At 26.5% G+C, this 21,859-nt stretch carries 19 protein-coding genes and 1 pseudogene; 11 read left to right on the forward strand and 9 right to left on the reverse strand.

Features of this window, described 5'->3' with window-relative positions:
* Positions 1-21 precede the first annotated feature (21 nt).
* The 4 genes and pseudogenes from PWP28_RS07240 to PWP28_RS07255 all read left to right on the forward strand — a co-directional run bounded on the left by PWP28_RS07240 (position 22) and on the right by PWP28_RS07255 (position 5,475).
* The gene (locus PWP28_RS07240; RefSeq protein WP_109604897.1) at positions 22-1,779 is read left to right on the forward strand and encodes an ABC transporter ATP-binding protein; all 1,758 of its coding nucleotides are present in this window, start codon (positions 22-24) and stop codon (positions 1,777-1,779) included.
* 1 nt (position 1,780) lies between these two features.
* Positions 1,781-3,505, forward strand: coding sequence for an ABC transporter ATP-binding protein (locus PWP28_RS07245; protein ID WP_308644477.1), 1,725 nt, complete (start codon positions 1,781-1,783; stop codon positions 3,503-3,505).
* Between the two features lie 375 nt (positions 3,506-3,880).
* A pseudogene (locus tag PWP28_RS07250) lies at positions 3,881-4,263 on the forward strand (cache domain-containing protein); the annotation flags it as partial.
* A gap of 159 nt (positions 4,264-4,422) precedes the next feature.
* Complete coding sequence (locus PWP28_RS07255; protein ID WP_308644479.1) at positions 4,423-5,475, forward strand: methyl-accepting chemotaxis protein; 1,053 nt, start codon at positions 4,423-4,425, stop codon at positions 5,473-5,475.
* A gap of 47 nt (positions 5,476-5,522) precedes the next feature.
* Here PWP28_RS07255 and arcC read toward each other — a convergent pair whose 3' ends face one another.
* The 4 genes from arcC to PWP28_RS07275 all read right to left on the reverse strand — a co-directional run bounded on the left by arcC (position 5,523) and on the right by PWP28_RS07275 (position 10,638).
* The gene (arcC, locus tag PWP28_RS07260; protein ID WP_109604900.1) at positions 5,523-6,464 is read right to left on the reverse strand and encodes a carbamate kinase; all 942 of its coding nucleotides are present in this window, start codon (positions 6,462-6,464) and stop codon (positions 5,523-5,525) included.
* A gap of 15 nt (positions 6,465-6,479) precedes the next feature.
* Positions 6,480-7,469, reverse strand: a complete 990-nt coding sequence (gene argF / locus PWP28_RS07265) for an ornithine carbamoyltransferase (protein ID WP_109604901.1) — start codon at positions 7,467-7,469, stop codon at positions 6,480-6,482.
* A gap of 34 nt (positions 7,470-7,503) precedes the next feature.
* The gene (arcA, locus tag PWP28_RS07270) at positions 7,504-8,721 is read right to left on the reverse strand and encodes an arginine deiminase (RefSeq protein ID WP_109604902.1); all 1,218 of its coding nucleotides are present in this window, start codon (positions 8,719-8,721) and stop codon (positions 7,504-7,506) included.
* A gap of 147 nt (positions 8,722-8,868) precedes the next feature.
* Complete coding sequence (locus PWP28_RS07275) at positions 8,869-10,638, reverse strand: aminopeptidase P family protein (RefSeq protein WP_308644480.1); 1,770 nt, start codon at positions 10,636-10,638, stop codon at positions 8,869-8,871.
* Positions 10,639-11,093: 455 nt separating this feature from the next.
* Between PWP28_RS07275 and PWP28_RS07280 the strand changes: the two genes are divergently transcribed.
* The 5 genes from PWP28_RS07280 to tusB are packed head-to-tail and all read left to right on the forward strand — an operon-like array spanning position 11,094 to position 13,380.
* Positions 11,094-11,333, forward strand: coding sequence for a sulfurtransferase TusA family protein (locus PWP28_RS07280; protein WP_109604904.1), 240 nt, complete (start codon positions 11,094-11,096; stop codon positions 11,331-11,333).
* A 32-nt stretch (positions 11,334-11,365) separates the two neighbouring features.
* A complete protein-coding gene (locus PWP28_RS07285) occupies positions 11,366-12,358 on the forward strand; it encodes a YeeE/YedE family protein (RefSeq protein ID WP_109604905.1) in 993 nt (330 codons plus the stop codon).
* Between the two features lie 17 nt (positions 12,359-12,375).
* Positions 12,376-12,732 (forward strand): DsrE/DsrF/TusD sulfur relay family protein, encoded by a 357-nt coding sequence (locus PWP28_RS07290; RefSeq protein WP_109604906.1) that lies wholly within the window; start codon positions 12,376-12,378, stop codon positions 12,730-12,732.
* Positions 12,733-12,743: 11 nt separating this feature from the next.
* The gene (locus PWP28_RS07295) at positions 12,744-13,100 is read left to right on the forward strand and encodes an intracellular sulfur oxidation protein (RefSeq protein WP_264149578.1); all 357 of its coding nucleotides are present in this window, start codon (positions 12,744-12,746) and stop codon (positions 13,098-13,100) included.
* 10 nt (positions 13,101-13,110) lie between these two features.
* Positions 13,111-13,380, forward strand: a complete 270-nt coding sequence (gene tusB / locus PWP28_RS07300; RefSeq protein WP_264149579.1) for a sulfurtransferase complex subunit TusB — start codon at positions 13,111-13,113, stop codon at positions 13,378-13,380.
* Between the two features lie 88 nt (positions 13,381-13,468).
* Here the strand turns inward: tusB and PWP28_RS07305 are convergent, their stop codons facing one another.
* Positions 13,469-14,326 carry a PhzF family phenazine biosynthesis protein gene (locus PWP28_RS07305; RefSeq protein WP_308644482.1) on the reverse strand — a complete coding sequence of 286 codons (858 nt, stop codon included), beginning with the start codon at positions 14,324-14,326 and terminating at the stop codon, positions 13,469-13,471.
* A gap of 118 nt (positions 14,327-14,444) precedes the next feature.
* Here PWP28_RS07305 and PWP28_RS07310 point away from each other — a divergent pair, with 118 nt between their 5' ends.
* Positions 14,445-15,212: an EFR1 family ferrodoxin gene (locus PWP28_RS07310; protein WP_109604910.1), complete on the forward strand. Its 768-nt coding sequence runs from the start codon at positions 14,445-14,447 to the stop codon at positions 15,210-15,212.
* A 28-nt stretch (positions 15,213-15,240) separates the two neighbouring features.
* On the opposite strand, the gene PWP28_RS07315 is transcribed toward PWP28_RS07310, so the two are convergent.
* The 3 genes from PWP28_RS07315 to PWP28_RS07325 all read right to left on the reverse strand — a co-directional run bounded on the left by PWP28_RS07315 (position 15,241) and on the right by PWP28_RS07325 (position 19,893).
* Complete coding sequence (locus tag PWP28_RS07315) at positions 15,241-16,599, reverse strand: MATE family efflux transporter (RefSeq protein ID WP_109604911.1); 1,359 nt, start codon at positions 16,597-16,599, stop codon at positions 15,241-15,243.
* A gap of 171 nt (positions 16,600-16,770) precedes the next feature.
* On the reverse strand, positions 16,771-17,448 hold the full coding sequence (locus PWP28_RS07320) for a DNA alkylation repair protein (RefSeq protein ID WP_308644481.1): 678 nt from the start codon (positions 17,446-17,448) through the stop codon (positions 16,771-16,773).
* Positions 17,449-17,556: 108 nt separating this feature from the next.
* Positions 17,557-19,893 (reverse strand): DUF3656 domain-containing protein, encoded by a 2,337-nt coding sequence (locus tag PWP28_RS07325; protein WP_109604913.1) that lies wholly within the window; start codon positions 19,891-19,893, stop codon positions 17,557-17,559.
* A 123-nt stretch (positions 19,894-20,016) separates the two neighbouring features.
* Here PWP28_RS07325 and PWP28_RS07330 point away from each other — a divergent pair, with 123 nt between their 5' ends.
* Complete coding sequence (locus tag PWP28_RS07330; RefSeq protein WP_305081846.1) at positions 20,017-20,955, forward strand: MBL fold metallo-hydrolase; 939 nt, start codon at positions 20,017-20,019, stop codon at positions 20,953-20,955.
* A 6-nt stretch (positions 20,956-20,961) separates the two neighbouring features.
* On the opposite strand, the gene PWP28_RS07335 is transcribed toward PWP28_RS07330, so the two are convergent.
* The gene (locus PWP28_RS07335; protein ID WP_109604915.1) at positions 20,962-21,714 is read right to left on the reverse strand and encodes a hypothetical protein; all 753 of its coding nucleotides are present in this window, start codon (positions 21,712-21,714) and stop codon (positions 20,962-20,964) included.
* Positions 21,715-21,859 lie beyond the last annotated feature (145 nt).

The raw sequence follows: 21,859 nt of genomic DNA on the forward strand, positions 1-21,859 counted from the left end.
ATATAGAAATGGAGGGATAAAATGCAGGATAAAGAAAAAAGAAAGTCAAATTTTAAGTTTTTACTTGAAATTTCTGGAAAAGAAAAAATTAAATTGTATACATCAGCTATTTTTAGTGTTTTAAGTACAGTTTTATCTATGGTTCCATATATAATTGTTTATTATATTGTTCTTGAACTTTTTAAACCGAGTATCGATTTTGAAAGAATAAAAAACTTGGCATTTATAACTTGTATATTTGTTATAATAAGAGTTATTTTATTTCTTTCATCGGGAGTATTTTCTCATATTGCGGCATTTACGATTCTTTATGAACTTAGAATGAAAGCTGTAAAACATATGGCAAAGCTTAATATGGGTTTTTTTACAACTAATACAACCGGTAATATAAAAAAAGCTATAAATGAAGATATAGAAAAACTTGAAAATTTTATTGCACATCAGATTCCTGATTTGTCTGCAGCAGCTGTTGCACCAATAATATTTTTGATATTTTTGTTTACATTGAATTGGAAATTGGCATTTATACTATTAATTCCAATCGTATTGGGTTTTTTATTACAAACTTTTTGGATATTGAGTGCAAAACAAAATATGATAGATTATCATAATTTATTGAGTAAGTTGAATTCTACAATTATACAGTATATAAATGGAATGAATATAATGAAAGCTTTTAATTTAACTTCAGAAACTTTTGAAAAATATAAGAATACAAATAAAGAATATGCAGATTATTGGTGTGAGTTATCTAAAAAACAAGCACCATCATATGCAATATTTAGTGTTCTTATAGATTCTGGATTATTGTTTATCATACCAATAGGTGGTTTGATGTATTTAAATGGTAGTGTCAATGTTTCTGTATATATACTTTTCATATTAATGTCAAAAAACTTTTTATCATCTTTTAAAAATCTTCTTGAATTTGGTATGACTTTTACTATGTTATTAGAAGGTGCTGGAAAAGTAAGAGATATTCTTGATAGAGAAGAACAGAGTTCTGGAGATAAATTATTGGATAAAGACATAAAAGGTGAAATAGAATATAAAAATATAAAGTTTAAATATGATAAAGAAGAAGTAATAAAGGATATTTCATTTAAAATAAAACCAAAAACAACAGTGGCACTTGTAGGTCCTTCGGGTTCTGGTAAGACTACACTTGGACAGCTTTTAGGAAGGTTTTGGGATGTTGATGATGGTTCTATCACTATAGATGGAGTTGATATAAGAGATATATCTTTTGAAAGTCTTATGAATAACACATCTTTTGTTTTTCAAGATGTTTTTATGTTGCAGGATAGTATATTTGAAAATATAAGAATGGGAAGTGATTCTTCTAAAGAAGATATAGAAAATGCAGCCAAGAAAGCTCAAATCCATGATTTTATAATGTCATTGCCTGAAAAGTATGATACTTTACTGGGCGAGAATGGCATAAAATTAAGTGGAGGAGAAAAGCAAAGAATTTCTATAGCAAGAGCAATTCTGAAAAATACTCCTATAGTAGTATTAGACGAAGTTACTTCTTATTCAGATATAGAAAATGAAAGTAAAATTCAAATTGCTCTCAGAGAATTACTTAAAAATAAAACTGGAATAATAATTGCACATAGATTATATACAATAAAGAATTCAGATAATATAATAGTTCTTAATGAAGGAAAAATTCAAGAAATGGGAACACATGATCAATTAATGAATAAAGAAGGATTGTATAAACATTTATGGAATATGTATGATTATGATTTAGTTAAAGATGAGGAGGAGGTTTAATATGTTAGGCAATATAAAACAACTTTTAGGAAAACAATCTAAAAAATTAAAAATGCCTATATTCCTTCTTGTTATAGATTCAGTTTTTTATGGCATTTTTATAGGAGTTATGTACTTTGTACTTCTTGATTTAATACAAGATACATTCAGTGTAGAAAAAATAAAAGAGTATACCTGGATAATGATAATATCTTTCATAATAAGAACTATAATTAGTTCTATAGGTTATAGTGGGATTCAAATTCAAGGTGCGAGAGCTATAGAAAGTATGCGTATAAAGATGGGAGATCATTTAAGAAATCTTCCATTGGGATATTTTAATAAAAATAGTATAGGTGAGATTTCTAATATAATGACTAATGACCTTCAAGATTTTGAAAAAGTTATCACTCATAATACTTCTGAATTAATAAAAATTTCTATAATAAGTATTTATCTTTTAATAATAACTTTTTTTATTGATTTTAGTCTTGGACTTATACAATTGATAATAGTTTTAGGATCATTACCTTTAATGTTTTATGGTGGAAAAAGGGCTTCAAAGATTGGAAAAGGTAAAAAGAAAATAATAGCCGTGGTTATATCAAGAATGGTAGAATATTTGAATGGTATAAAGGTATTTAAATCACATAATATGGTTGGAGAAAAATTTGAAAGACTTGAAAAATCTTTTAAAGATTTTAGGAAAGAAAGTATAAGAACAGAAGTTGCAATAGTTCCATATGTTTTAGCTTTTCAAACTTTGATAGATTTGAGTTTTCCTTTGATGCTTATTATTTCTACTACAAAATTTATAAATGGAAATATAAATAATATATATTATTTTACTTTTGTTATATTGAACTTGGCCTTGACTTATATTCTTCGCGGTTTTTCGGCACAATATGGAGAATTTAGATATTTAAAACTTGCATCTGAAAAGCTTATTAAAACTTATAATGAAAAAGAGATATCTTATGAATATGAGAATCATCAATTTAAAAATTATGATATTGAATTTGAAAATGTATGTTTTTCTTATGAAGAAGATGATCCGATATTAAAAGATGTTAGTTTTAAAGCAAAAGAAGGTACAATGACGGCACTTATCGGACCTTCAGGCTCTGGAAAGACTACAATTACAAGTCTTATAGCAAGATTTTGGGATATACAATCGGGAAAGATAAAGATTGGTGATATGGATATAAGTAAATTAAAGCCGGATAATATACTACAAAATGTAAGTATGGTTTTTCAAGAAGTATATCTTTTAAATGATACCATATATAATAATATAAAAATAGGAAATCAAAAAGCCACTAAAGAAAAGATAGTTGAAGCTGCTAAAATAGCTAATTGTCATGATTTTATAGAAAGTTTAGAAAATGGTTATGATACGATAGTTGGAGAGGGAGGATCAACTCTTTCTGGTGGAGAAAAACAAAGGATTTCAATTGCACGTGCAATACTAAAAGATGCTCCTATAATTCTTTTGGATGAAGCGACTGCTTCACTCGATGCCGATAATGAGCTTGAAATAAGGAAATCTATTGATAAACTCATAAAAAATAAAACGGTTATAGTCATAGCACATAGATTGAATACAATAAAAGATTCTGATCAAATAATAGTTTTAAATGAGGGAAAGATAGAAGAAATCGGGGATCATAATATATTAATGGAAAACAAAGCAAGGTATTATAATATGTACACAGAGATGGAAAAAGCCAAGTTATGGACTATTTAACTTTGAGGGGGGAAACCCCCTTTTTATTTTATTAGTTTCAAATGTTATTTTAAATGATAAATTTAATTAAAATTTCATATATATAAAACATTTATTGTATATAAATGAATCTATTTTTAACTTAAAAAATATATAAATTAGATGATATAAAATTCAAAATACAGTATAATGAATAAATGATATTTAAAATAATACTTAATGGAGGGGAATATGGATAAGAACAGGAATTCTTTAAAAAAAAGTCTTGTGAGATCATACACAAGTATTTTTTTGATATTTATTTTAACCATATTTATATTGTTGTTTCTCATATTTAGAGGTGCTACTAATGTTTTAAATGAACTTGGAGAAGCAGCTTTAAAAAACAAAATAAATATGGCTGTTGAATATCTTGATTTTTTAGAATCACAAGTCAATAAAGGGTATATTGATAGAGAACAGGCACAAGAAACTTTTAGAACGAGTATGCTCAATAAAGTTCAAAAAGATGGCAAAACGAGAGGACTTAATAATAAACTTGAACTTGGAATTGAAGCATATATATATGCAATAGATAAAAATGGTAAAGAAATGATGCATCCTTTTAAAGAAGGAGAAAACATATCAAATATTGTTGATGATAATGGTAAAATGTTGTACAACTTATCCTTAATGAAGGAAATAATCCTAAAAATGATGGTATAATAACTTTTTTTTGGAAAAATCCAAATGAAAATAAGACAAGAGAAAAAGTAAATGCCGTTAAATATTATGAGCCTTGGGGTTGGTATTTAAATGTTGGAACTTATTATGAAGACTTTTATGGTAATATTCAACAATTATTTTTTAATATACTTTTAATAGTATTTATAATAATTATTATTATTTATATTTTTATATTATTTAAAATAGATAAGAAAGCCAAACCTTTTACTAAATTGGTAAATACAATAGAAAAACTTTCAAATGGAGATTTAAAGGTTGAATTTGATTATAATAGAAATGATGAAATAAAAATAGTTGCTGATTCTTTAAAAATTTTAAAGAAAAAAATTAAAGATTATATAGAACTTTCAAATAGATCATCAGAAATTCTTCTTGAATCATCTGAAGAATTAAATGGTGCTTCTGATTATATCTCAAAATCTTCTATACAAATAAGTGATACTATAAACAATTTAGCTTATGATACTACAAAGCAACTCGAACATTCAGAAAAAGCAAATAAAAACATGGAAATATTAGATAATCTCATTTATGAATGTAAAGAAAAAATGATTATTGTCAGTGAAAATTCTAATGAAGCTGTTAAATCTGTGAGTCAAGGTCTTAAGGTTATAAAAGATCTCATAAGTTCAACAGATGAAAGTAAAGTTTCAAATGAAGAGATATTTAAGGCTATTACACAGGCAACAGATAAAGCTAAAAATGTTGAAAAAGTTAGTTCTGTTATAAGTTCAATAGCTGCCCAAACAAGACTTTTAGCTTTGAATGCTACAATTGAAGCATCTAAAGCTGGAGAGTTTGGAAGAGGTTTTTCTGTTGTTGCAGATGAGATAAGGACACTTGCAGATGAAGCTCAAAAATCATCAAAAGAAATAGAGAATGTTGTTAAAGAACTTATAGAGAATGTAGAAAAAATGAATGAAATAAGAGTCAATGTAGAAGACAATAATAAAAAACAGAGTGATAGTATAAATGAAACAGAAAATAAATATAAGAATATATATGAAAGTATTAAAAATTCTGAAAAATCTATAAGATCTTATGGAGATCTTGTAGAAGAACTTTTAAATAAAAAACAAGAGGTTATTGAAGATATAGATTCACTTGCCAGTATATCTAAAAATAATTCTGCAAAAACACAAGAAATAAATGCTTCTGTTGAAGAGCAAACATCTTCTATTGAATCTGTTGAAGAGTATAGTCAAAAACTTTTGGAACTTTCAAAAGAGTTAAAAAATTCTATAGATAAATATTTTAAATTATAATTTATAAAAAAGAGATATCCTCAGTATGAAGGATATCTCTTTTTTTATCATTTTATTATTTTAGTTCCAGTTTTGCCTTCTAAAGCTTCAGTTAGTTTTTCCATATCAGTTATTAAGGCTGTCTTTCCAGTAGATTTAACAAATTCAAGACAAGCTTCTATTTTTGGTAACATACTTCCTTTAGCAAAATGACCTTGTTTCATATATTCTTCAGCTTTTTCAACTGTTATTTCGGATAAATTTTCTTGATTTGGTTTCCCAAAGTTTATAGCGACTTGTTCTACAGCAGTCAAAATTATAAATTCATCGGCATTTAAATTTTTTGCAAGTAATGAAGAAGCTCTATCTTTATCTATAACTGCTTCAACACCTTTTAATTTATTATTTTCTTTTATAATTGGAATTCCACCACCACCACAAGCGACTACAAGGAAATCAGAATCGACTAATTTTTTTATTGTATTGTTTTCTATTATTTCAACAGGTATTGGAGATGGAACAACTCTTCGCCAACCACGTCCTGCATCTTCTTTAAAATCCCAGCCTTTCTCTTTTTGAAGATATTTGCCCTCTTCTTCAGAATAAAAAGGTCCTACAGGTTTACTTGGATTTTTAAATCCATCATCATCTTTATTTACAACAACTTGAGTTACAATTGAGGCTATTTCTTTATTTATTTTCTTTTCATTTAAAATATTTTTTAAAGATTGAATTATCATATAACCTAAATATCCTTGTGTCATTGCTCCATTTATATCCATCGGAAAAGGTGGGATTTTATCTTTTGCTATATCTTGTTGTATCAAAATATTGCCAACTTGAGGTCCATTTCCATGAGTTATTACGAGATCATAATTTTTTTCTATCATTTCTACCAAAAATTTCGCTGTGTTTTCAATATTTTTAATCATATTTTCAGAATTAGGTTCTTCACCAGGCCGGTTCACAGCATTTCCGCCTATTGCAATAACGGCTAATTTTTTTTCCATTAGAGAACCCCCTCATTAACCTATAAGAGTTGCAACCATAACAGCTTTTATTGTATGCATTCTGTTTTCAGCTTCATCAAATACTTTGGATGCTTTGCTTCTGAATACTTCATCTGTAACTTCCATTTCTTTTAATCCGAATTTTTCATATATTTCTTTTCCAACTTGAGTTTCTAAATCATGAAAAGATGGTAGGCAATGTAAAAATATTGCATCCGGGTTTTCAGTTTTGTCCATCATTTCTTTATTTACTTGATATGGTTTTAAAAGTTTTATTCTTTCTTCAAATTGATCTTCTTCTCCCATTGAAACCCAAACATCTGTATATATTACATCTGCATTTTTTACATCATCTATATTATCTGTTATAGTTATTGTTCCACCTGTTTCTTTTGCCACTTCTTTCATTTCATTTACAAGATCTTCATTTGGGAATAATTCTTTTGGACTTACTGTCATAAAGTCCATACCCATTTTTGCTGCACCAATCATTAAAGCATTTCCCATATTATTTCTTCCATCACCAACATATACGAATTTTACTTTATTTAAAGGTTTATCAATATGTTCCATCACAGTTAAGAAATCAGCTAATACTTGTGTAGGATGATCTAAATCTGTTAATCCATTCCAAACTGGAACTCCTGAATGCTCAGCAAGAGCATCAACAGTTTCTTGTTTGAATCCTCTGAATTCTATTCCATCATAGAATCTTCCCAATACTTTTGCAGTATCTTCTATAGATTCTTTTTTTCCCATTTGTGAATTTGTAAGGAATGTTACATTTGCTCCTTCATCGAAAGCTGCAACTTCAAAAGCACATCTCGTTCTTGTAGAAGTTTTTTCAAATAATAATACTATGTTTTTTCCTTCGAGAAGTTTTCCTTTTAACCCCATTCTTTTTTTTGCTTTTAAATCTTTAGCAAGATCGAGCATGTAGTTTATTTCTTCAGGTGTAAAATCTTTTAATGTTAAAAAACTTCTACCTCTTAAATTTACTGGCATATTATTCCCTCCCGATATTTGGTTTTTATATTATTTATATATCATCTCTTATGAGTGGCATACTCATACATCGTGGACCACCTCTACCTCTTGAAAGTTCACTTGCAGGAAATTCTATTACTTTTATTCCAGCATTTTTTAATTCTTTATTGGTTATATAATTTCTATCATAAGTTATAACAGTTCCAGGTTCTATTGCAAGGGTATTTGAACCATCATTCCATTGTTCTCTGGCTGCAGCTATCTCATCTCCATTGCCACATTTTAAAAGAGTTATTTTATCTACATCGAGATGTTTTTCAAGAATTTCTTTTAAAGTTCCTTTTTCTTCATTTATTGTGTATTCATCATGATCCTTTTTTTGTATTCCGAATATTTTTATCACTTCTTGCATTTCAGGATGAACTACAAATTTATCATAATCGAGCTGTGTAAAAACAGTATCGAGATGCATATAGGCTCTTTTGGCCGGTATTAGAAAACCAAGTATTGTTTCAAATGTATCATCATATTCATCAAAAATCTTTTTTGCAAGAATTTCTAAAGCTTCTGGATCTGTTCTTTGAGATATACCAACTGCCAATACTTTTTCATTGAATATTAATATATCTCCACCTTCTATAGCATAAGGTAATTTTTTATCATAATAAAGAGGAGTATTTTTAAAATCTTCATTATACTTCAAAACATATTCCATAAACATCGATTCTCGTCTTCTCGCTGGAGTTCTCATCCTGTTTATTGTAGCACCTTTTCCTATCATAGCCACTGGATCTCTTTGAAAATACAAGTTTGGCATTGGATTTAAGAAAAAGGGAATATCCATGTTAGATTTTCTGACTTTCACAGAAAAAACTTCTTTTTTTAGTTTCAATTCATTTGTTCTTATCCCAGAAGTTAACTTATCGATCATTTCGGAAATGTTCATATTTAAAAGATAATCTTTTAATGCTTCTCTTATATATTTATTATTTATATCCGATAGATCGAGAAATTCATTTAAAAATTGTTCTTTTAATTCATTGCTTTTTAGAGTATTTGAGAGAAGATGGGTTATATAATTTACTTTTACGCCGTTATCCCTCAAAAGTTGTGCGAATACATCATGTTCTTCTCTTGCTTTTTCTAAATATGGAATATCATCGAATAATAAATCTGAAAGGTATTTTGGTGCAAGGTTCTCCAATTCATTTCCAGGTCTATGAAGTAAGACACTCCGCAATTTTCCGATTTCTGAGTATACTTTAATCATTAACTCTTCCTCCTCTTCAGATGTTATTTATATATGTATTATAATATATTATTTCTTTTTGTTTAAATTTGATTGAAGCTGTTTAGAGATGATCTCAGAAGATAGTATGAAATCTTTTTCATTATACTATTTGTTTTTTAATTTTTTTCATAATGGATTTGTGGCATTTTTAAGCCATTCTTTCTCATCTTCTGTTAAGAATTCTTCAAGTTTATCATAGACATTTTTATGGAAATCGTTTAACCATTTAATTTCTTCTTTTGACATTAATTCTTTTATGATAGGCCTTGTATCTATTGGACAGACTGTTATTGTTTCAAATTCCATAAATTGTCCAAATTCAGTTTTTTCAGATTTTTTGACTAAAAGAGTATTTTCAATTCTTATACCATGTGAGTCTTTTATATATATACCAGGTTCATTGGTAACTATCATTCCATCTTCAAGCTTATATTTATTATATTGTGTTCTAATACCATGAGGTCCTTCATGAACGTTTAAAAAGAATCCTATTCCATGTCCAGTTCCACATTTATAGTCCAATCCATATTCCCATATAGGTCTTCTTGCGAGTATATCGAGATTAGTCCCTGTACATCCATATAAAAATTTTCCCATTGATAGATTTATCATTGCTTTTAAGACCAATGTATAATCGCGTTTTTCTGTTTCTGTTAATTCTCCTATCTTAATAGTACGAGTTATATCTGTAGTTCCATCGAGATATTGTTCGCCTGAATCTAAAAGATAGAAGCCTTTATTTTTAAATTTTTTATTAGAATTTTTAGTAGCTTTATAATGCATCATTGCAGCATTTTCTTTATAGGCAGATATATAATCAAAGCTTGAACCTTTAGAATATTTATCTTTAGATCTTAAAATTATTAGTTTTTCTTGTGCTTTTATTTCATCAAGTTCAGTTTTTTCTGATTCATCTATCCATTTTAGAAATTTAACCATATAAATACCATCTCTAATATGAGATTTTTTTAAGTTGTTTATTTCTATTTCATTTTTTTTAGATTTCATCAGAGTTGTTATGTTTATATCTTCTAGTAATTTTATGTTTTTATTTATAGACATATAAAGTAAATAACTTGTTTTATCCGGATCTATGAATATTTTTTTTGATTTTAAATTTTTTACAAAATCAAAGATTTTTATGTAATCATCTATTTTTATTCCATCATATTCTAATTTTTCGATTAATTCATTAGAAATTTTTTCTTTATCCACAAATAAAATAGTTGAATCTTTATTCAGAAAACAATAAGAATAAAAAACAGGGTTATTATTTACATCATGTCCTCTTAAATTGAGTAACCAAGCTATATCATCTAAAGAAGAAAGTAATAAAGAATCACATTCTCTTTTCTTCAATTCAGTTAAAACTTCTTTTTTCTTTTCAGTTCTGGATTTTCCTGCGAATTTTATATCATGATCCATTATATGATCATTTGGAATTATTGGTCTATCATTCCAAATTTTATCTATTAAATCTATATCATATATTAATTCTATGTTTTTTTTATCTAGAATATTTTTTAATTCTCTTATTTCATTCAATGAAAAAGTTCTGCCATCAAATCCAATTTTTGAATTTTCTTCAAGATTATCAAAAATCCATTCTTTAAAATCAGGAGTATCTGGTTCTCCCATTTTAAAAAGTTCTATTGTAGAATTTTTTAATTGTTTTTCTGCTTGTATAAAATATCTTCCATCAGTCCAAAGACCTGCTTTTTCTTTTAAAATAACAGCTGTACCAGCAGATCCGGTAAATCCGGTTATAAATTCTCTACATTTCCAGTATTCTGCAACATACTCGCTTTTATGAGCATCAAAACTTGGTACTATATAAGCTGAAATTTCATTTTCTTGCATAAGTTTTCTTATGTTTTTTAATCTTTCTTTTATCAAAATGATTCACCCCCATATTATTTTTTTCATATTAAATTTTACTATATTATTTTTAACTTCCAAAATGTTTATTTAATTTTTTTATATTTATATTTTTTTTAATGAACAAAAGTTAACCAAATTGAAAGGATAAAGAAAGTGTTGCTTTAAAATTAAAAACTATAATTCATATTGAGAGGACAAAAAAATTTAAAAAATTAAAAACTTTTTAAAATTAATATATCATGTGAAAAATTTATTTTGATTTTTACATGATAAAGATAATTCTTTATTAATAATCAAAGTCTTTTTCTTGTTTAACCAAACTGTAATAAATAATCAAACTTGAGTTTAGGAAATAGATTTATAATCATATTGAAAGTCATAAAAAATTGTGTTTATCATAACACGATTGTAATTTAAAACAATATGTGAAAAAATTCATAATATTTCACAATAGTATGGAGGTGTTATATATGGCAGATTACAATGTTACTAAAACACTTGATGTTATGGGAGAAGTTTGTCCTGTACCTGATGTTGAAACAAAGAGAGCTTTGAAAAAGATGAAAGCAGGAGAAATACTTGAAGTATTAATAGACTATCCGATGTCTAAAGAAAGAATTCCAGAAACTGTAAAAAAAATGGGACATGAAGTTTTAGAAGTTAAAGATGCTGGAACATCAGAATGGAAAATTTATATTAAAGTAAATTAAAAAATCGGGATGATAATAAGGGGGTTTTTTAAATGACTTGGACAGGATTACTGATGGGTTTTTTGTTTGGTATATTGTTACAAAGGGGTAGGGTTTGTTTTAATTCTGCATTTCGTGATATAAAACTTATGAAAGACAATTATTTATTTAAAATAGCTGTTTTATCTGTTGCAATTTCAATGATATTATTTCATTTTTTTGCACAATTTGGTTGGATAAGAATGAATCCGGCTGCTTTTAACTGGATAGGAACTGTACTTGGGGCATTTATATTTGGTATGGGTATGGTTCTTGGTGGCGGTTGTGCTTCCGGAGTTACATATAGAATTGGAGAAGGTATGACAACTGCATGGTTTGCAGCAATTTTTTATGGTTTAACTGCTTATGCTACTAAAAAAGGTTCTTTGAACTTTATAATTAAAGCTTTAAAACCATATGATGTTAAAGTAACAGGACAGAGCGAACTATATGCAGAAACTACAGGTATTACAGTATCTTCTATTTTAAATATAAATCCTTGGATACCTGCAATTATAATAGCAGCATTGTTATTATGGTATGTTTTTGGAACGAAAACTACACATAGAGAATCTAAAATAAATTGGATAACTTTATCTATATTACTTGCAATTCTTTCAGGTGTTGCTTATATAGTTAGTTATGCAGCTGGAAGAAATTATGGTTTTGGTATTACAGGTCCATGGGTTAATCTATGGAATAGTTTCTTAACAGGTGTTAAACTTGATTGGGGTGCATTGTCTATTATAGGTATAATCTTAGGTTCTGCAGTTTCAGCTATAGCAGCTAAAGAATTTAAACTTAGAATGCCAAAGGATCCTATGACATATGTAAGAGTTATGATTGGTGGAGCTATGATGGGTTTTGGTGCTTCAATAGATTATGGTTGTAATATAGGTCATTTCTTTGTTGGATTGCCTATGCTTGGTATAAGTTCAATAGTTGCATCAATATTCTTTATTTTAGGAAACTGGACAATGACATGGTTCATGTTTGAAAGAGATTAATTCAGGAGGTTTTTTATATGAAAATCACTATACAGGTGATGGCTCAACCTTATACTTATGAAGATATAGATTCTGCTATAAAAATTGCAGATGCAGCCTTAGATAAAGGCCATGACGTGAGCATATTTTTATTTTGTGATTCTGTTTTAGCTATAAATTCACTTGTTAAACCTATAAGAGTTGATAGAGATATACCTAGAATTCTTGAAACTATGATCGAAGAAAAAAAATTGAATGTTGAAATTTGCGGTATATGTATGGATTATAGGGGAGTTTCTAAAGAGAATATAATTAAAGGTTCAAGAATAAGTGGACTTCCAGAATTAGCAGAACTTGTATATAATTCAGATAGATTTATAAATTTCATGGCGTGAGGTGGAGTTTAATGGATAAAAAAATATTATTTGTTGTCTATCAGGCGCCAGTTGGATCGATTTGGACTAATGAAGCTTTCAGAACAGCGTTTGGTATGTATGGAGAAGATATAGAACCATCAGTTTTATTTGTTGATGAAGCAAGTATATCTTTAAGTAAGAATACAAAACCTGAAACTCTTGGTTTGCTTCCTATAAGTATGGTTCATAGATTTGTGAAAAGATATGAAACGGAAGTTTTTGGAGTTAAAGAACATTTTGAAAAATTTGGTGTTTCTGATATAGATGAAAATTTTAATGCGAAAATAATGAAAGAAGAAGAATTAAATGATTTTTTTCATTCTTTTGATAATGTAATCTTTATGTGAGGTGTTTTAAATGGCACTAGTATTGGTAAAGCATGGTCTTGATAATCCTGCTGCAAAAATTCTCATATCTAATACAAAATCAGATGATTCTGTTGTATTTATTCAAAATGGAGCTTTTTGGGCAAGGGATGAAAAAGTTAATGAAATAAAAGGTAAAAAATATGTTTTAAAAGATGATTTTTTGAGTAGAGGTTATGATGAAAGTGCTTCTAAAGTTGATTTGATAGATTATTCAGAGTTTGTAGATATTCTTGAAAAAGAAGAAAAAACAATAGGATAATAGATGTATAATATTTAAAAATAATACCTCCAGAGTGGATTATAATTTATAAAAATTATAAAACTACTTTGGAGGTTTATTATTTATTTTACATATATATAGAATCTAAGTATATAGCTTTACCTCCTACTTTTACTGCATTTATTGTTGTTGTTTTTTCTATTATTACTTTTATTTTTGATGGTTTATTCATACTCAAACCTTGTTGAAATAATAATTGTTTATTTGCTTCATATATTTTATGTTTTATTAAATAACATCCCAATGCACCACTTGCAGTACCAGTTGCTGATTCTTCTGGTATTCCAAGATGTGGAGCAAAATTTCTTGAAGATGCGTGAAATTCATTTTTTGGAATACAAAATAAATGAAAGCTTGCAATATTATTTTGATTACAAATATTTTCTATTTTTTTCATATTTGGAGTTATTTGATTTAATGCCTCTAAAGATTTTATAGGTATCATTAAGTCATTTAATCCAGTCGATACTATCTCTATTGGTATATCTTCTAAAAGTTCATTTTTATCTATGTTTAATGCATTTGTTATTAATTCTTGATTCAATTTTTCTTGGAAATTTGGAAGATTTTGATTCATAAAGATTTCAGAGTTTTTATTACATTCAATTTCTAATATACCAGCTTTTGTTTCTTGAGTATATTTACCTTGAGATATTATTTTTTCTTTTATTAAAAGTGAAAAAGCAGCAATTGTTGCATGGCCACATAGATTTACTTCTTCTTTTGGAGTAAAAAATCTTATTTTAAAATCTGCTTTATTTGAATTAGAAACAAATGCAGTTTCTGAATATCCAACATTTTTAGCAATTAACTTCATCTTTTTTTCATCAAAGTTATCTGCATTTAATACTACACCAGCAGGGTTTCCACCATTGATTGTTTCTGCAAATGAAGAAAGTCTGTCAACTTTTATTTTCAGAATAATTCCCCCTTTTAATAATTATTATAACAAATTATTTACTTATCACTAATTTTTTTAATAATATTATAATAATTTTTATGCAATAATGGTATTGTGAGTATAAAAAATTTGGAGATGATTTATGGATAAAAAAGTATTGAATATAATTTATTTTTCTGGAACTGGAAATACTAAGACATTGGTAGATGAAACGATTTCTTTTTTTGAAGAAAAAGATTATACAATAAATAAATTTAAGTTAGAAAACTTAAAGGATGTATCTTTTTTGAATGAAGATGATATTAATTGTATAGCTTTTCCCGTGGCGGTTCATACTACATATCCTTTTGTTAGAGAGTTTATAGAGGAATTACCAATTGGAAAGTTTAATTTTTTTGTTTTTACTACACTTGCTGGTCCATATAGTGGTGTTCCAAAATATATTAAAAATGAATTTTCTAAAAAGGGATATAATATTTTAGGAATAAAAGAAATAACAATGCCAAGTAATTTAGTTCCTAAAAGTATAGATGAGTTAAAGAATAATAGTATAAAAACAAAAGCTATAGATAAATTAAAAGATTTTTTAGAAAAAGTTATAAATCAAAATAAAGATATACCGAAGAATAAATTTTTGACAGATATGTTTATTCCTGTTGCAAATAGTAAATGGATATGGAATTTTATGCAAAAATTTTTAAAACTTCATATAGATGAAAATGAATGTATAAATTGTGGATTATGTTCAAGAATATGTCCAGTTTCTAATATAATAAAAGAAGATTATCCTAAAATAATGGATAATTGTCAAAGTTGTATGAGATGTATTTCTTATTGTCCTAAGAAGGCTATAAAATCAGGTAAAAAAGATTTTATGCAGTATAAAGCATTACCAATTTCAAAATTATGAGAAATGAGATTATCTTTTTTAGATAATCTCATTTTTTTGTTGAGTATATTATTTGTTTGTTTTTAAATATTTTAGAATTTTGAACATCTTTTATCATGAATAATAAACTTGTTATAAAAGTTATGAATTCTGCAAAGGCAGTTGTTAACCATAAACCATCTGCTTCAAAAAGATTTGTCATTATTATTAATCCCATAACTATAAATACTAAACTTCTGTTTATAGATATTATTATGGATTTTAAACTTTCTTTTAAAGCTGCATATGTAGAAGCATTTATTATATTAAACCCACTAAATAAATATGCAAATGATATAAATTTAAATCCATGTTCTACTAAATTTTTTAGAGCCGGATCGTCTTTTGAGAATAGGTTTATTATCAATGAATTATAAAAATAAGTGAATAAAAAACTTATTATTGCAAATGTGAAACCTATTATCATTGCAAAATTTATCACTCTTTTTATATTGTCATAGTTTTTAGAACCAAAATTATAACTTATGACTGGTTGCATACCCGTTGACATACCTATCATTACAGAAAATACCATGAAGTTTATATACATTATTATTGATATTGCAGCAACACCGAGTTCACCATAGTATTTTAAAGCTATATTGTTAAATAAGAGAGTAGCAATACTTATAGAGAATTGATTTACAAAGTTTGAAGCTCCTATGTAAATACTTTCGATTATGAATTTGAAATTAAATTTAAATTTTGATAATTTTAATATTTTGGGTTTTAAAAAATATAAAAATCCTGCTATAAAAGCAAATAATAGACCTAAAACAGTTCCCCAAGCTGCCCCAGCTATTCCCCAACCATATACGCCTATGAATAAATAATCGAGTATTATATTTATAACTCCACCTATTACACATAAAAATAATGAATATCCTGCATTTCCATCTGTTCTCGTTGCATATTCAAAAAATATTTTTGGAACATATATTGGAAAAAATATTGCATATATCATTATATAAGTTTTACTGTATTCATAGAGTTTTTCATTTACCCCCAATAGACCTAATATTTGATCTATGAATAAAATCGTTAAAACAGCCATTATAAAACCCGTTATTATAGTTAGAAAAATAGAATAAGTAAAAAGTTCACGGGCTTCTTTTTCTTTTTTTTCTCCAAGTTTTATGGCTATTATCGTGTTTGTTCCAGCTGAAAGCATCAATGCGAGTGCAAGACTTGTAGATACTACTGGTAATACCATATTTAGTCCCGCAAGAGCTTCTTTACCAACGTATCTTGATATAAATATTCCATCAACCATACCATATAATGCTATGAATATTAGTGTTAGAATTGATGGAAAAACGAACTTACTGAATTTTGTAAAAGTCCATTTTTGACCAAAAATCTTTTCCATTTAATCACTCCTTAATTTCTTAATTTAATTTCCTATATGATTATAAACATTATAGTAACTATAAGGTCAAGGCTATTTTTGTATTTGAAGTTAATAAATGATTAAATTTCACTATTTATAACATAGTATATGATAAGTCAATATAAAAATAAAACTAAGGGTTTTAAACCCTTAGTTTTTGAATTTTTTAAATTTTTCTTTTTTTGTAAGATATTCAAAGGCATTGTAAGTTTTACATTTTGTTTCACCATGATCTATTTCAATATTGCCGATTTTTTTTGCAGCTTCAATGGCCATATTTTTTAACTCTGGAGTAAAAAAACCGATTGAGATTAAAGCATTATTCATCATTTCTTTGGCTCGATTTTTTGAATTATGTATTTCAGCTTCTATTTTTATCAAATAAGCTTTTAGAAAGTCTATATCTTTTTCTTTAGAATCTTTGCAGTAATTTGATATTATTCCATATCCACATCTTCTTATATATTCTTTTTCTGAATTTGTCCATTGTTTTACTTTTTTCATCCAAAAAGGTGTTCTTGATATTAATGATGAAAAATAATCAGCAAGTACATAATAATTTATATCTTTTATCCATTTGTTTATTTGATATTCAGTCATTAGTTTAGGATCGGCTATCATAGTTGCCAGTATTTGAGCATCAGGTATTTCTGTTTTCCAAAGCTCCCAAGATAATTCATGGTCTTTTTTTATATTTTTTTGAATTTCTTTCATATCTTTAAAACTTACACCCAAAGTTTTATTTCCAGAACCATGTTTTATATATATTTTTTTGTTTTGTTCTGTGCCTCTTTCTTGCATTATGGCTAAAACATCTCCGGAGGTCATTTTTATCCGCTCCTCATATTATGATAATATTTTAATATTATCTTAAATATATTATAACATATTTTAGCCTTTATTTTTATCTTTAATTAACAAAAAATATTTATGGATTTATATATCAGAAAAGTAATGTCCTTTTGTTGTGCTTGCCAATATTTCTTCTTCATATTCTAAATTATAATTTTCATTGAATATTAAATCAGAGAATAATGAATAAGTTTTTTCTATTTCGGATTTTTTTTCATTTGTAAAGAATAATCTGTATTTTTTTATGCCTTTTTCTTTCATTTCATTTATTTTATTGTATAAGTTTAATGGGAATGAATTTAATACATGCATTCTACATTTTAAGTCTGTTATTATTGGAAATTCATAATATTTTTTATCTATTAAAGAATAGTCACTTTCCTTACATAAGTTGCATTTTGGTTTATCTGGACCTGATTGACTTGATATTGCACAATACTTACTTATCATTGCTGGTATTCTTCCATAAATTATTACTTCATAGTCTATGTCGGTGTTTTCTACAAATCTTTGCATTTGATAAATATTCATTTCTGGTGATAAAGTTATTTTTTTGATGTTTTCATTGTTCCATATTTTGTGTGAATAACTATTGAATATGTTAAAAGAATAATCAAGTATTATTTGTTTGTTTTTGAATATGTTTATTAGTCCTGGATTTCCAACCATGATTTTATCTGAATTTATATTTTGTTTTTTTATTTCTTCTATTTCATCATTTTCTGTTATTCTGGAATATGCTGGAATTGTATTTTCTTTTAAGTTATAGTTTTTGAAATTATATAAATAAGTATTTCCTCTATCATTATTTATAAACTGTTCTGGATTTATTATGCTCATGTTTAATTCTAAGGCATTTTCAGATCTTGATTTTTTTATAAGATTAAAATTTTTAATTTCTTTTGAATAAGATAATCTTTTTTTGTCGAGTTCTTCTATGGCATTTCTTCTCAATTCATTTATTTTAGATATTGGTATGAATATATCTTCATCGCCTTTTATTATTATACTGTTTGCGAAATAAGGTGTGTTTCCAAGTTTAGAGATATTTTTTTCAATATTTTCTTTTGAAGTAGGTTTTTTTTCTGATTTTTCAACTATAAAATCACTTTTTTGATTTATTTTTAAATTTTTGTATTTTAAAATTAATTCTATGGGATTATTTTTTATTATTGTCATTTCTATATTTAAAGGTACTTTTAAATCTTCATCATAACTTTTTTTTGCTTTATCATTTAGTTTTTCATCGTATGTCTTGTTTATAATTAAATTTTTGTCCATAAAAAATTTGAAAGGTATTTCAACTATTTCATCTTTTTGTGCATTTTGAACTTCTTTATCATCTATATAGATTTTATCTATACGAGTTCCTTTGTTTGTATTTATAGGATCTATAACTTCTATGCCATCTTTTAGATTTAATTCTCTTATTAATTTTATTTTTAAAAGTTTTTTATAGCTATCATAAGAAATTGTTCTGCCTAATTCTAAGCCTCTATTATCTGGTCTATTTGTGTTTACTATTTCATTTCCATATTCATTGAAAGTATATCCTTTTGTAAAGGTTCTATTGAATATTTGAGTGATATCCTCTATATCTTTGTTTGAAAGTTTATTTGTGTTTTCATAATATGAATCGATAGCTTTTCTATAAGCATTTACTACAGTCGCTACATATTGTGGTTTTTTCATTCTTCCTTCAATTTTAAAAGATTTTATACCACTTTTTATTAATTGAGGTATTTTATCTATTGTGTTTAAGTCACGAGTTGAAAGTATATAAGCATCTTTTATTATTTTATCTTCTTTTAATTTTACAAGTGAATATTGCATTCTACATGGTTGGGCACATTTTCCTCTATTTCCACTTCTTCCACCTATTAAACTGCTCATTAGACATTGACCAGAGTAACTTACACATAAAGCTCCATGAATGAATGTTTCTATTTCTATATCTACATTGTTTATTATATTTTCTATATCCCTTAATGATGTTTCTCTAGCGGGTATTATTCTTGTAAAACCGGCTTCTTTTAATAATTTAGCTGTTTGAGTGTTGTGTACAGACATTTGAGTACTCGCATGTATTGGAAGATCTGGATATCTATTTTTTATTATATAGGCTATAGTTGTATCTTGAACTATTATTGCATCTGCATTTATTGAGTAGATATAATCAAGATATTTTATTGCTTTATCGATTTCAAAGTCATTTATTAATGTATTGAATGTAATATGTACTTTTTTATCTCTTAAATGGGCATAATTTATTGCCATTTTTAATTCATCATCATCAAAATTATTTGCAGAAGATCTTGCATTAAAAGATTTTCCACCAAGATAAACGGCATCAGCTCCATTTGAAAATGCAGCTTTCATAGATTCAAAATTACCTGCAGGTGCAAGTAGTTCAACTTTCATTAAAATCACTCCTATTAATAAATATACATATTATTATACATCAAAGAAATTTTATTTTAAAGATATTATTTTAAGTTTTTCTGTTATTATTAATATGATAATATTTTTTAGGGGGCGCTTTAAATGAATGTTGAAAGAATTGGAAATCGAGGTTATATATTTGATTTTAATGAATATGAAACGACTTTAACTGATACAATAGTTTATGGAATAAAAGGTGAGACTTATTTTTTTATTTGCGATACCCAAACAGGTCCTAATACTATGAAATATGTTTTAGATTATTTAAAATATGAAATTATTGATAGAAGAATAGTTGTTTTCAATTCTCATGCAGATTGGGATCATATATGGGGTAATTGCATATTTGACAAAAATTCTGTAATAATATCTTCAGAAGCCTGTAGAGAGGATATTTTATTTAAAGGAGAGTATGATTTAAAATATAATTATGATTTTATAAATGGTGATGTTGTTTTAAAACTTCCAGATATAACTTTCGAAAGTAAGTTATTTTTTGATTCTGAAAGTATTGAATTTTTTTATTTGCCAGGCCATACTATTGGAGATTCGGTTTGTTTTGATAAGAAAGATAGAATAATGTATATAGGTGATTTAGCTGAGGTTCCTATTCCTTGTATTGGCTATCATGATTTGAAAAGATTTAAGAGTAGTCTTGAATGTTTACTTGATTATGATGATGTCATCTATTTAACTACTCATTCTAAAATTGTTGATAAAAGCCTTATAATGCAAAATATAGATTATATAGAAAGTTTAATAAAAGGAAAAGATATAAGTTCAAAAATTATTGAAGAATATCCAGATGTTGTCAATATTGATAAGATCAATAGAATCAATGTTCTCATGGATGAATTAATTGAGAATGAAAAGATAAAAAAGAAAGATGGGGAAGATTTTGATCTATTTGAGTTTGAATTATCTGTTTTTAAAGATATGGGGTATACTGATTTAAAGAAAGTTGATCACAATTTCTTGATCAATCTTGATTATGATGAGTTTAAAAAATTTATTATCAATAAAATAAAAAAAGGCCTTTAAGGCCTTTTAAATTTTGCTGAATTTTATTATTATATTATTTGTGATTAGTCCCAATACAGGATCTGTTCCTCTACCTGTTTTAGTTACAAAAACATCTTCACAATTTTTTAATGATTTCATGGCATTTTTCGCATCGAGTAGATTATCATTTAAAGCAACGAAGTTATAAGAATTATCTAGCATATCTTTTATATATTCATTTTTATCTTTTTCATCGATAAAATTTTTGAGAGTTAATTTTTTGACATCAATAGTTTCATCCCTCAATTTGTCGGCTATAAAATTTGTGAACGTACTTCTATGTATTACATATTTGAATATGTTGTTTTTTTCTAAGAATACAAATCTATTATATCCACTAAATAATTTATCATTCAATATTTCTAATATAGTTCTATTTAATTGCGTTTCATCATAATCTATATGAGTTATATTGTTTATGGGTGTCATAACATCGTCTACAGGTATTTTTTCCATTTTTTCTTCTGAACTTAAATTGTTTATAACATTTTCATAAGTTTTAGCAACTGAATCAAAATTAGCTTTTCCAAAATAAAAGGCTAGTACGGTTCCAAGCCAAGTACCCCATAATGGCAATAAACTTTGTCCTATAAAATCAAAATCAGGTTTTTCTGGAAGAGTTAAAGTACATATTGCAACTATTATAGTTATTGTAATTACTGCCAAAGTTATTATTAAGGCAATTATATTTCTTAAATCAGTTGGTTTTGAGTTTTTTGAAGGTTTTTGATCATTCAATATAATCCCTCCTCTCAATGTTTTGAATATGATGTTTATATATTATAAATTATATTCTTTTAAATTAGAAATTACCACTATTTTTTTATATTTATTATAAAATTAACATAAAAAGTGCAAAAAAAGAGCAATTCTTAAGAATTGC

It is taken from the genome of Oceanotoga sp., assembly GCF_030445905.1.
Lineage (GTDB): Bacteria > Thermotogota > Thermotogae > Petrotogales > Petrotogaceae > Oceanotoga > Oceanotoga teriensis.

What these genes read in the sequence shown, in the direction of transcription:
- PWP28_RS07310 (WP_109604910.1), top strand. Translation starts at nt 14,445, where the DNA reads ATGGATAAAAAAGTATTGAATATAATTTATTTTTCTGGAACTGGAAAT.
- PWP28_RS07325 (WP_109604913.1), bottom strand. Translation starts at nt 19,893, where the DNA reads ATGAAAGTTGAACTACTTGCACCTGCAGGTAATTTTGAATCTATGAAA.
- PWP28_RS07285 (WP_109604905.1), top strand. Translation starts at nt 11,366, where the DNA reads ATGACTTGGACAGGATTACTGATGGGTTTTTTGTTTGGTATATTGTTA.
- tusB (WP_264149579.1), top strand. Translation starts at nt 13,111, where the DNA reads ATGGCACTAGTATTGGTAAAGCATGGTCTTGATAATCCTGCTGCAAAA.
- PWP28_RS07320 (WP_308644481.1), bottom strand. Translation starts at nt 17,448, where the DNA reads ATGACCTCCGGAGATGTTTTAGCCATAATGCAAGAAAGAGGCACAGAA.
- arcA (WP_109604902.1), bottom strand. Translation starts at nt 8,721, where the DNA reads ATGATTAAAGTATACTCAGAAATCGGAAAATTGCGGAGTGTCTTACTT.
- argF (WP_109604901.1), bottom strand. Translation starts at nt 7,469, where the DNA reads ATGCCAGTAAATTTAAGAGGTAGAAGTTTTTTAACATTAAAAGATTTT.
- arcC (WP_109604900.1), bottom strand. Translation starts at nt 6,464, where the DNA reads ATGGAAAAAAAATTAGCCGTTATTGCAATAGGCGGAAATGCTGTGAAC.
- PWP28_RS07240 (WP_109604897.1), top strand. Translation starts at nt 22, where the DNA reads ATGCAGGATAAAGAAAAAAGAAAGTCAAATTTTAAGTTTTTACTTGAA.
- PWP28_RS07245 (WP_308644477.1), top strand. Translation starts at nt 1,781, where the DNA reads ATGTTAGGCAATATAAAACAACTTTTAGGAAAACAATCTAAAAAATTA.
- PWP28_RS07315 (WP_109604911.1), bottom strand. Translation starts at nt 16,599, where the DNA reads ATGGAAAAGATTTTTGGTCAAAAATGGACTTTTACAAAATTCAGTAAG.
- PWP28_RS07295 (WP_264149578.1), top strand. Translation starts at nt 12,744, where the DNA reads ATGGATAAAAAAATATTATTTGTTGTCTATCAGGCGCCAGTTGGATCG.
- PWP28_RS07290 (WP_109604906.1), top strand. Translation starts at nt 12,376, where the DNA reads ATGAAAATCACTATACAGGTGATGGCTCAACCTTATACTTATGAAGAT.
- PWP28_RS07280 (WP_109604904.1), top strand. Translation starts at nt 11,094, where the DNA reads ATGGCAGATTACAATGTTACTAAAACACTTGATGTTATGGGAGAAGTT.
- PWP28_RS07330 (WP_305081846.1), top strand. Translation starts at nt 20,017, where the DNA reads ATGAATGTTGAAAGAATTGGAAATCGAGGTTATATATTTGATTTTAAT.